This is a genomic window from Streptomyces sp. LaBMicrA B280 (assembly GCF_049222185.1).
In the GTDB taxonomy this organism is placed as follows: Bacteria; Actinomycetota; Actinomycetes; order Streptomycetales; family Streptomycetaceae; genus Streptomyces; species Streptomyces murinus.
Map to the genome: position 1 here is coordinate 80,767 of NZ_JBMJCT010000025.1, position 9,227 is coordinate 89,993.

Here is a 9,227-nt window from a genome sequence, read left to right on the forward strand (position 1 = left end):
CGCGCGGGATCGTTTCAGCAGCTCACCAGGCCGACGGGTCCCGCCCGTCGAGCGCGAACACCGATCCGTCGGGAGCGGAGCCGAACACCTGCGGCGCCACGAGCACCGGAGCGGCCCGCAGCGCCGCGATCCGTGCCGTGCCGTCCCCCGGCCGCGCCGGGGTCTGCCCCGCGAGCCGCCCGGCCCGCGCGTCCACGGCGAGCAGCCGCCCGTCACCGGCGGAGAAGTACAGGTACCGGTCCCCGGCGACCAGCGCCGAGCCCCGGCTCACCGAGGTCTCCAGGTGCCACAGCCGCTTCCCGGCCGCGGTGTCCACGGCGTCCAGGCCACCGTTGACGTCCAGCAGATAGACCACGCCCGCGCGCACGACGGCGTGCACGTCCGGCCGGGGCGCGGGCAGCGTCACCCGGCGCACGGCCCGGGTCGCGGCGTCGTAACGCACCACCGCGTCCGTGTCGCCGTAGACCGGGTCGGCGGACACGAGGAACACCGTGCCGTCCGTGGCCCCGACCGGCCGCAGCAGCCCGGTCAGCACGGTGTCCCAGCGCACCGCGCCGGTCCGCGGCTCGAACGCGAGGACCCGGGTGCTGCGCCCGTCGGCGGAGGCGGTCGAGGCGAGGGCGGCGCCGCTGCCCGGATACGTGTCGACGTTCGGCCGGCCGGATCCGGGCAGCCGGTGGCTCCAGCGGGTACGGCCCGACGCGCTGTCCACCGCCGTGACCGTGCCGTCGGCCGCGGTGATCAGCAGCGTCCCGTCCGTGTACTGCGCCCCGGCACCCGTGGGCAGGGCGTGCCGCCAGTGCGTACGGCCGGTGTCCGGGTCGAGGGCCACCACGTCCCCGGCCTCGTCGCGCACCTGCACCAGGCCGCCCGACACCGCGGGCGCCGCGCTCCAGCGCGCCCCCGTGAAGGGGTGCCGCCACAGCACCCGCCCACCGCGCGGATCGAGCGCGTACGCCTGCCCCGCCCCGGCGCACAGCACCTTGCCCGCCCCGAAGGCGCACCGGGGCGCGTCGCTCTGCCCGGCGACCGGCTTCGTACGCCACCCCGCGAACCCGACCGCCGTCGTGTGCGGATCCTTCGCCGCGGGGGTGTCGTCACCGAGCAGCCGCACACCGGCGAGGGCCCCGCCGACGACCAGCGCGAGCACCCCGGCCGCGACCGCGGCGAGGCGTCCCGGCCGTACGGCACGCCACCTCGACGGCGCCTTCCCGGCGCCCCCCGGGACCGCCGCCGCCACGTCCTTGCTCTCGGCACCCCCCGAACTCGCCTTCCGCTGTGCCGGTATGAACGCCTGGGTGTCGTACGACGCCGCCACCGACCGCAGTTGGCGCATCAGCTCGTCCGGTGTCGGCCGCTCGTCCGGGTCCTTGGCGAGGCAGCGCTCGATGAGCGGCGCGAGCCCCGCCGGCACCCCCGACAGATCGGGCTCGTCGTGGACGACCTGATAGGCGACGACGTACGGGCTGTCGGAGTCGAACGGCCCCCGCCCGGTCGCCGCGTGCACCAGCACCGAGCCCAGCGCGAAGATGTCCGCGGCGGGACCGACCTCGCGCGGCCGGCGGAACTGCTCCGGCGCCATGAACGGCGGCGTGCCGATCAACTTGCCCGTCTCCGTGCGCAGTTCGCTGTCCTTGGGCCGGGAGATGCCGAAGTCGATGACCTTCGGGCCGTCCTCGGCGAGCAGCACGTTGCTCGGCTTGAGATCCCGGTGCACCACGCCCACGCGGTGTATGTCGCGCAGCGCCTCCGCGAGCCCCGCCATCAGCCGCCGCAACTGCCCGGCGTCCAGCGGCCCGTGCTCCTTCACCTGCTCGGAGAGGGTCGGGCCGGGGATGTACAGGGTGGCCATCCAGGGGCGGGCGGCCTCCGGGTCGGCGTCCACCACGGGCGCGGTGAAGGCACCGCTGACCCGGCGCGCCGCGGCCACCTCCTGCCGGAACCGGCCCCGGAACTCCCGGTCCCGCGCGAACTCCGCGTGGACGACCTTCACGGCGAGGCGCAGCCCGGACGTGCTGCGGGCGAGGTGGACCACTCCCATGCCGCCGGAGCCCAGCCGGGACTCCAGGTGGTAGTGCCCGGCGTACTCGGGCATATCGGCTTCCGCGCCCGCTCCGGTGCTGCGCTGTGGCGTCATCGACTGGACCGCCCCCCGTGCTCCTCGTCCGCGCGCGACGCACGGAGCCTAGTCGATGGCTCGTACGAGACCGAGGCGGCTTGCTAACCTCCGTTCGCATTCGACGATCCCCGCCTTCCGGCGGGCTTCACGGGGGAGATTCCGCATGTCCGTCCGCTACTACTCCGTCGCCCCGGGCGTCCGCGTCAACGTCCGCAGCGGCCCCGGCACCAGCTACGGCATCACCCGCACCCTCCCCGAGGGCGCCAAGGTCCCGATCTACTGCCAGACCACGGGCACCAAGGTCGCCGGCACGTACGGCACCTCGGACATCTGGGACAACATCAGCGACGGCGAGTTCGTGGCGGACGCGTACGTCCACACGGGCAGCGACGGCTTCGTGGCGGACCGCTGCGGCTGAGGCCCTGATCCCGCCGTGCCCGTATCCGCGCCCGTCCCCGTATCCGTATCCGTGCCCGTATCCGTGTCCGTGTCCCGGCCCGAGCCCGGGCCCGCCGCCGTACCCGCCCGCGAGTCCGCCGCCCGGCGGCGCCATAATCGTCCCGTGAGCGACGAAACCGGCGCCCCGGGCGCCCCGGAGGAACCCGTGGGTGGGCCCCGGCCCGAGCCCCTGCGCTTTTTCGGCACGTCCTGGGTGCACCACGACGACGGCTACGCGGTCCGCCGCGCCGGTGTCGCCGCCGGTTCCCTCGTCGCCGCGATCGCCTCCGCCCTGGTGCTGCGCTTCGCCTACCAGGGCCTCCAGATCGCCGACTCCGGCGCCTTCGTGATCGTCCTGGTCGTCGCCATGTTCGCGATCTGCACCGCGCTCGCCTTCGGCAACACCCTGGCCGGTTTCGGCAAGCGCCAGGACCCGCAGCGCCAGGCGTCCCTGCGCGGACTGCTCGCCATCGGGTTCGTCGGCACCCTCGCCGCCTACTTCGTCCGCTCCCTCACCGAGGCCCCGGGCGAGAAGCTGCACCGCGAGGAGTACGAGAAGGCCCGCGCCGAACACGCCGCCCGGACCACCCGCCGCTCGGGCAACCCCTCGAAGAAGAAGCGCCGCCGCTAGAACTCGGGCAAAGCCGCCGCCCTGCGCGGCGGCCACCGGCGACCATGGCCGTATGACGACCACGCGACCCGCCGACCCCGCCCGCGCCCACTCCTTCAACGCGGCCGCCGCCCAGTACGCGGCCAACCGCCCCTCCTACCCGCCCGCCCTCTTCGACACCATCGAGCAGGCGGCGGACCGGCCCCTGACCGGCGCGCGGGTCGCGGACGTCGGCGCCGGTACCGGCATCTCCACCAGCCTGCTGCACGCCCGCGGCGCGGACGTCCTCGCGGTCGAGCCCGGCGCGGGCATGGCCGCCGAGTTCCGCCGCGGCAACCCGGACATCCCCCTGGTCCGCGGCAACGGCGACGCCCTCCCGCTCGCCGACGCCACCCTCGACCTCCTCACCTACGCCCAGTCCTGGCACTGGACCGACCCCGCCCACTCGGTGCCGGAGGCGCTGCGCGTCCTGCGCCCGGGCGGCGCGCTGGCGCTGTGGTGGAACACCAGCGCCCTCGACGTGGAGTGGATCGCACAGGCCGACGCCCGCGAGGCCCGCCATTTCGGCTTCGACCCCGCCGAGCGGCGCCACAAGGCCGACGAGCGCCTGGACCTCGCCGACCCCAGCGGCCGCCTGGACTTCGCCCGCCACAAGCTCCGCTGGAGCCGCCGGGTCTCCCTCGGCACCCATCTGGCCAACCTCGCCAGCCACTCCCACTACCTCGTCATGGACGCCCCCGCCCGCGACGCCTTCCTGACCGAGGAGCGAACCCATCTCCAGCGGGTCTTCCCCGACGGGGTGGTCGAGGAGACGTACGACGTACTCCTCCTGGTCGCCAGGAAGCGGTGACGGGAGAGGGGCCCCCGGCCCTTGACGCCCCACCGCACCGCGCAGATTATTCATCGCGTGATGAATTATGTGTCGCCGGCCCCGCCCCCACCCGCCGCCATCCACGCCGACCACCTCACCGTCGTCCGCGGCCCCCGCCCCGTCCTGCACGACCTCTCCTTCACCGTCCCGCCCGGCCGGATCACGGGCCTCCTCGGCCCCTCCGGCTGCGGCAAGTCGACGCTGATGCGCGCCGTCGCCGGCACCCAGGCCAAAGTCACCGGCACCCTCGACGTCCTCGGCCGCCCGGCCGGCCACCCCGCCCTGCGCACCCGTGTCGGCTACGTCACCCAGGCACCCTCCGTCTACGCGGACCTGACCGTCCGCCAGAACCTGGCATACTTCGCGGCCGTCCTCGACCCCGGGCGCGCCGCCGCCGACCGCCGCCGGGCGGACATCACCCGGGCCATCGCCGACGTCGACCTCACCACCCGCGCGGACGCCCTCGCCGGTTCCCTCTCCGGCGGTCAGCGCAGCCGCGTCTCGCTCGCCGTCGCCCTGCTCGGCACCCCCGAACTCCTGGTCCTGGACGAGCCGACCGTCGGCCTCGACCCCGTACTGCGCCGCGACCTGTGGCAGCTCTTCCACGACCTCGCCGCCACCCGCGGCACCACCCTCCTCGTCTCCTCCCACGTCATGGACGAGGCCGAGCGCTGCGACCGCCTGCTGCTGATGCGCGAGGGCGCGATCCTCGCCGACGACACCCCCGAGGCGCTGCGCGCCCGCACCGGCACGGACACGGTCGAGGCCGCCTTCCTGCACCTGGTCGACGAGGCCGGCGCGGCCGCCCGCACCGAGGAGAACGTCAAGGAGCGCACCCGATGAACCCGACGACGGCCCCCCGGCCCGCGGCCGCCCTCAGCCCCGCCCGCACCCTCGCCACCGCCGCCCGCGTCCTGCGCCAGCTGCGGCACGACCCCCGCACCATCGCGCTGATGATCGTCGTCCCGTGCCTGATGCTGGTCATCCTGCGCTACGTCTTCGACAGCGGCCCGCACACCTTCGACACCCTCGGCGCCTCGCTGCTCGGGATCTTCCCGCTGATCACGATGTTCCTGGTGACCTCCATCGCCACCCTGCGCGAACGCACCTCGGGCACCCTGGAACGCCTGCTCGCCCTCCCGCTCGGCAAGGCCGACCTCATCGCCGGCTACGCCCTGGCCTTCGGCGCCTTCGCGATCCTCCAGTCGGCCCTCGCCACCGGCCTCTCCGTCTGGGTGCTCGGCCTCGACGTCATGGGCTCACCGTGGCTGCTCCTGCTCGTCGCCCTCCTGGACGCCCTGCTCGGCACGGCCCTCGGCCTCTTCGTCTCGGCCTTCGCGGCCTCGGAGTTCCAGGCGGTCCAGTTCATGCCGGCCGTGATCTTCCCCCAACTCCTCCTCTGCGGCCTCTTCACCCCCCGCTCCGCCATGCACCCCGTCCTCCGCGCCGTCTCGGACGTCCTGCCCATGTCCTACGCCGTGGACGCCATGGCCCAGCTCCTCCACCACCGCGACATGACCCCGGCCTTCGCCCGGGACGCCCTGATCGTGACCGGCTGCGCCCTGCTGGTCCTGACCCTGGGCGCGGCGACGCTACGACGCCGGACGCCATGACCGGTACGACAAGGCTCCCGGCGGTCAGCGGGTGGCCCTGGTCGCCACCCCGTCCGCCGGGAGCCTCGGTGCCGCGGGGGTTCAGCAGGGGAAGGTGCCGCTGTAGAGGGCGTGGCCGTACGAGGAGCTCCCGGAGCCGAAGCCGTAGCTGCCGTCGTCGGCCCAGACTGCCTCGCGTGAGCCGCTGACGCAGGTCGAGGTGGGCGCGAGGGCGAAGCCCTCCAGGTTGTCGACCGGCATGACGGCCGGGTTCGTGTAGGTCACGTCCGGGACGATCGCGCCGGAGGCGTTGACCTTCAGGAAGGTGTGCGTCTCACCGCAGGCGTTGTCGCAGGTGGCGACGATGCGCTGGGTACCGGCGTCGAAGGTCACGTCCACCACGGAGGACTTGCCGGTGGAGATCGTGCCGAACGTGGTGAACGTACCGTCGGAGTTCAGGCCGTAGGCGTGCAGCGTGCCGTCCCACTCCAGACCGGCGAAGAACAGGCCCGAGCCGTGCAGCGGGTAGTTCGCCGGGTTGTAGGCGGCGCCGGTCAGCGGGTCGACCCAGCCGTTCGCGGTCAGCCAGCTGTCCGGCACATAGGCGACGCCCTCGAAGCCCAGGTTGGCGTCGTCCTTGCTGCCGGTGTCGAGCTGCGGGAACTGCGAGGTCATGTCCCACTGGTGGACCGGCGTGAGCGTCGAGCCGCCGGCCGCCGGGTCGAACTCCATGATCGTGTCCTTGGGGGCCGTGTTCTTGGTGTTGTCGCGCTCGGAGGTCACGTAGAGGTGCCCGTCGGCGCCGACCGTCAGGCCCTCGGAGTCCGGCTCGCCGGAACCGCCCAGGAACCGGATCTGCTTGCCGGTCGCGCTCCACGACGCGTCCGGGATCCACTTGCCGTTGCTCTTGACCAGCTTGAACAGCCAGTTCTTGTTCTTGGCGGCCCACAGCACCGACGGGTTCGCCGGGTCGAACGCCAGCCCGCTCACATCACGCCCCTCGGGGCCGGTGGACGTGGTGAACGCGCAGACGTTGTCGGCGATCGTGACGTCGAGGCCGCCCGGCCACGCCGCGGTACCGGCCGGGGTGGCAGCCGTACCGGTGGGTGCCTCGGGGGTGCAGCCGCTGGTCAGCGAGCCGCCGCCGCCCAGCAGCCGACCGCCGCCGCCGGTGCCACCGCCACCGCCACCGCCGCTGCCGGAGCAGGAGTTCGCGCCGCCGAGCGTCGCGGTCGTGGCGGTCTGGAAGGTGCCGGTGCCATTGGCGCAGCGCTCGTCCGACGGCTTGGCGCCACCGGTCGCCCAGGTCACCGAGTCGACGGTGTTTCCGTTGCCGTCGGTGAGGAAGACCGAGTCGTTGTCGCCGAGGCCGAGCGTCGAGTCGAACGTCGCGTAGCCGCCCGCCGGGACGCTGGTGGTGCTCGGCGAGGAGGACGAGACCGAGGCCGCGGAGTGGCCGGTGTCGCTGTCCACGTACTTCCACGCCCCGATGCTCACCGCGCTCGAACCGCCGTTGTACAGCTCCACGGTGTCCGCGCCGTCCGAGGTGACCTCGTTGATCCGCACCTGGCTCGCGGCCGGGAGCGGCGCGGGGCAGCCCGGCGCGTTCGCCGTGCCGAAGGTGGTCGCCGAGGTCGTGGTGACCCACGCGCCGGTGCCGTCGCCGCCGCACCGCGCCATCGCCGGTTTCGCCTTGCCGGTCGCCCACTCGACGCGGTCGACCACCGTGCCGCCGGAGGTGTAGATCACCACCTTGTCCGAGTCGCCCAGCCCCTTGGGCGAGTCGAAGGTGACGAAGCCGTGCGCCGGCACGGTCCCGGCGGACGGGCTGAACGACTGCGGCGAGAAGCTGTCGTCGGACACCTTCCAGCCACTGATGCTCACCGCGCTCGAACCGGTGTTGTACAGCTCCACCGTGTCGCTGTTCGACGAGGTGACCTCGTTGATCCGAACGTTCTGGTAGCCGGCCGGGTCCGCGGCGGCCGCGGGCTGAGCGGCGACCACCCCTGTCACGAGCAGTCCTGAGAGCGTCAAGGCAGCGGCGCACACGGAGGCGACGCCGGGACGCGAGGGTGAAGTAGACACGAGGCGGGACTCTGGCGGCACCACCTTGAGACAGTGTGTACGCGGGCTGAATGCCACCTGCTGGCCACCGGAACGTCAGACGCGCATCCCCGGGGCGCCGCCCGGCCGCCGTCCGAGCGAGGCGCACCGCGAACGTTCCGCCAACCGGACATACGCCCCGGCCGGACACCCCCGGTGCCAGACTGAACCGCATGACCCAGAAAGTCGCAGTACTCGGCACCGGCAAGATCGGCGAAGCCCTGCTCAGCGGAATGATCCGAGCCGGCTGGGCGCCCGAGGACCTCCTCGTCACCGCCCGCCGTCCCGAACGCGCCGAAGAGCTCCGCGCCCGTCACGGCGTCACCCCGGTCGGCAACACCGAGGCCGCCAAGTCCGCCGACACGCTGATCCTCACGGTCAAGCCGCAGGACATGGGCGCCCTGCTCGACGAACTGGCCCCGCACATCCCCGCCGACCGCCTGGTCATCAGCGGCGCCGCGGGCATCCCGACCGCCTTCCTGGAGGAGCACCTCGCCCAGGGCACCCCGGTGGTCCGCGTCATGACGAACACCCCGGCCCTCGTGGACGAGGCCATGTCCGTCATCTCCCCCGGCACCCACGCCACCCAGGAGCACCTGGCCACGGCCGAGGACATCTTCGGCGCCGTCGGCAAGACGCTCCGGGTGCCCGAGGGCCAGCAGGACGCGTGCACCGCCCTGTCCGGGTCCGGCCCGGCGTACTTCTTCTACCTGGTCGAGGCCATGACCGACGCCGGCATCCTGCTCGGGCTGCCCCGCGACAAGGCCCATGAGCTGATCGTCCAGTCCGCCATCGGCGCCGCCGTGATGCTCCGCGACAGCGGCGAACACCCGGTGAAGCTCCGGGAGAACGTCACCTCTCCCGCCGGTACGACGATCAACGCCATCCGCGAGCTGGAGAACCACGGCGTCCGCGCGGCCCTCATCGCCGCCCTGGAAGCCGCCCGGGACCGCAGCCGCGAGCTGGCCTCCGGCACGAAGGACTGACCCTGACCGGGAGGGACCGGTCGGCAGTTGACACGCCTCGGGGGGATCCGTAAGGTACTCCGAGTTGTCCGACGTGAGCGCCGACTCCGGTCGGTCCCCGGACAGCCATTCCGTGAGCACCACCCCATCCGACGCCTCGGCGTCGAACACTTTGGCGTGTGTATTTGCGAAATGAGGAATCCGCGTTCGAAAGAACGAGGCCCCCGATTAGCTCGGGAGCCGGGAATCCGCTAATGTCTCACTCGTCGGAACGGCCCAACGGCCGGGAAGACAAGCCCCGCTGACTGGGGGTCAGACGCCGAAAGGATCTGATAGAGTCGGAACCGCCGGAAAGGGAAACGCGAAAGCGAGAACCTGGAAAGCACCGAGGAAATCGGATCGGAAAGATCTGATAGAGTCGGAAACACCGAAGGGAAGCCCGGAGGAAAGCCCGAGAGGGTGAGTACAAAGGAAGCGACCGTTCCTTGAGAACTCAACAGCGTGCCAAAAGTCAACGCCAGATATGTTG

The 9,227-nt window shown here is 72.7% G+C and carries 8 protein-coding genes; 6 read left to right on the forward strand and 2 right to left on the reverse strand.

The window, feature by feature from the left end; all coding sequences use genetic code 11:
* Positions 1 to 22: 22 nt before the first annotated feature.
* Complete coding sequence (locus tag ACLF5H_RS22605) at positions 23 to 2,137, reverse strand: protein kinase domain-containing protein (protein ID WP_421677833.1); 2,115 nt, start codon at positions 2,135 to 2,137, stop codon at positions 23 to 25.
* Between the two features lie 145 nt (positions 2,138 to 2,282).
* Here ACLF5H_RS22605 and ACLF5H_RS22610 point away from each other — a divergent pair, with 145 nt between their 5' ends.
* The 5 genes from ACLF5H_RS22610 (at position 2,283) to ACLF5H_RS22630 (ending at position 5,651) form a co-directional block, all read left to right on the forward strand.
* Entirely contained in the window at positions 2,283 to 2,537 is a 255-nt protein-coding gene (locus ACLF5H_RS22610) for an SH3 domain-containing protein (RefSeq protein WP_421677834.1), read from the forward strand.
* 144 nt (positions 2,538 to 2,681) lie between these two features.
* Positions 2,682 to 3,188 (forward strand): EamA/RhaT family transporter, encoded by a 507-nt coding sequence (locus ACLF5H_RS22615; RefSeq protein WP_421677835.1) that lies wholly within the window; start codon positions 2,682 to 2,684, stop codon positions 3,186 to 3,188.
* 52 nt (positions 3,189 to 3,240) lie between these two features.
* On the forward strand, positions 3,241 to 4,017 hold the full coding sequence (locus tag ACLF5H_RS22620; RefSeq protein ID WP_421677836.1) for a class I SAM-dependent methyltransferase: 777 nt from the start codon (positions 3,241 to 3,243) through the stop codon (positions 4,015 to 4,017).
* 60 nt (positions 4,018 to 4,077) lie between these two features.
* Positions 4,078 to 4,881, forward strand: coding sequence for an ABC transporter ATP-binding protein (locus ACLF5H_RS22625; RefSeq protein WP_421677845.1), 804 nt, complete (start codon positions 4,078 to 4,080; stop codon positions 4,879 to 4,881).
* A complete protein-coding gene (locus tag ACLF5H_RS22630; protein WP_421677837.1) occupies positions 4,878 to 5,651 on the forward strand; it encodes an ABC transporter permease in 774 nt (257 codons plus the stop codon). Before ACLF5H_RS22625 ends, ACLF5H_RS22630 begins: the two co-directional genes overlap by 4 nt.
* 81 nt (positions 5,652 to 5,732) lie before the next feature.
* Here the strand turns inward: ACLF5H_RS22630 and ACLF5H_RS22635 are convergent, their stop codons facing one another.
* Positions 5,733 to 7,643: a lamin tail domain-containing protein gene (locus tag ACLF5H_RS22635; RefSeq protein WP_421677838.1), complete on the reverse strand. Its 1,911-nt coding sequence runs from the start codon at positions 7,641 to 7,643 to the stop codon at positions 5,733 to 5,735.
* Between the two features lie 263 nt (positions 7,644 to 7,906).
* Between ACLF5H_RS22635 and proC the strand changes: the two genes are divergently transcribed.
* Complete coding sequence (gene proC / locus ACLF5H_RS22640) at positions 7,907 to 8,719, forward strand: pyrroline-5-carboxylate reductase (RefSeq protein WP_421677839.1); 813 nt, start codon at positions 7,907 to 7,909, stop codon at positions 8,717 to 8,719.
* Positions 8,720 to 9,227 lie beyond the last annotated feature (508 nt).

Coding starts and splice junctions, on each gene's coding strand:
- ACLF5H_RS22610 (WP_421677834.1), top strand. CDS start 2,283: ATGTCCGTCCGCTACTACTCCGTCGCCCCGGGCGTCCGCGTCAACGTC.
- ACLF5H_RS22630 (WP_421677837.1), top strand. CDS start 4,878: ATGAACCCGACGACGGCCCCCCGGCCCGCGGCCGCCCTCAGCCCCGCC.
- ACLF5H_RS22620 (WP_421677836.1), top strand. CDS start 3,241: ATGACGACCACGCGACCCGCCGACCCCGCCCGCGCCCACTCCTTCAAC.
- ACLF5H_RS22625 (WP_421677845.1), top strand. CDS start 4,078: ATGAATTATGTGTCGCCGGCCCCGCCCCCACCCGCCGCCATCCACGCC.
- ACLF5H_RS22605 (WP_421677833.1), bottom strand. CDS start 2,137: ATGACGCCACAGCGCAGCACCGGAGCGGGCGCGGAAGCCGATATGCCC.
- proC (WP_421677839.1), top strand. CDS start 7,907: ATGACCCAGAAAGTCGCAGTACTCGGCACCGGCAAGATCGGCGAAGCC.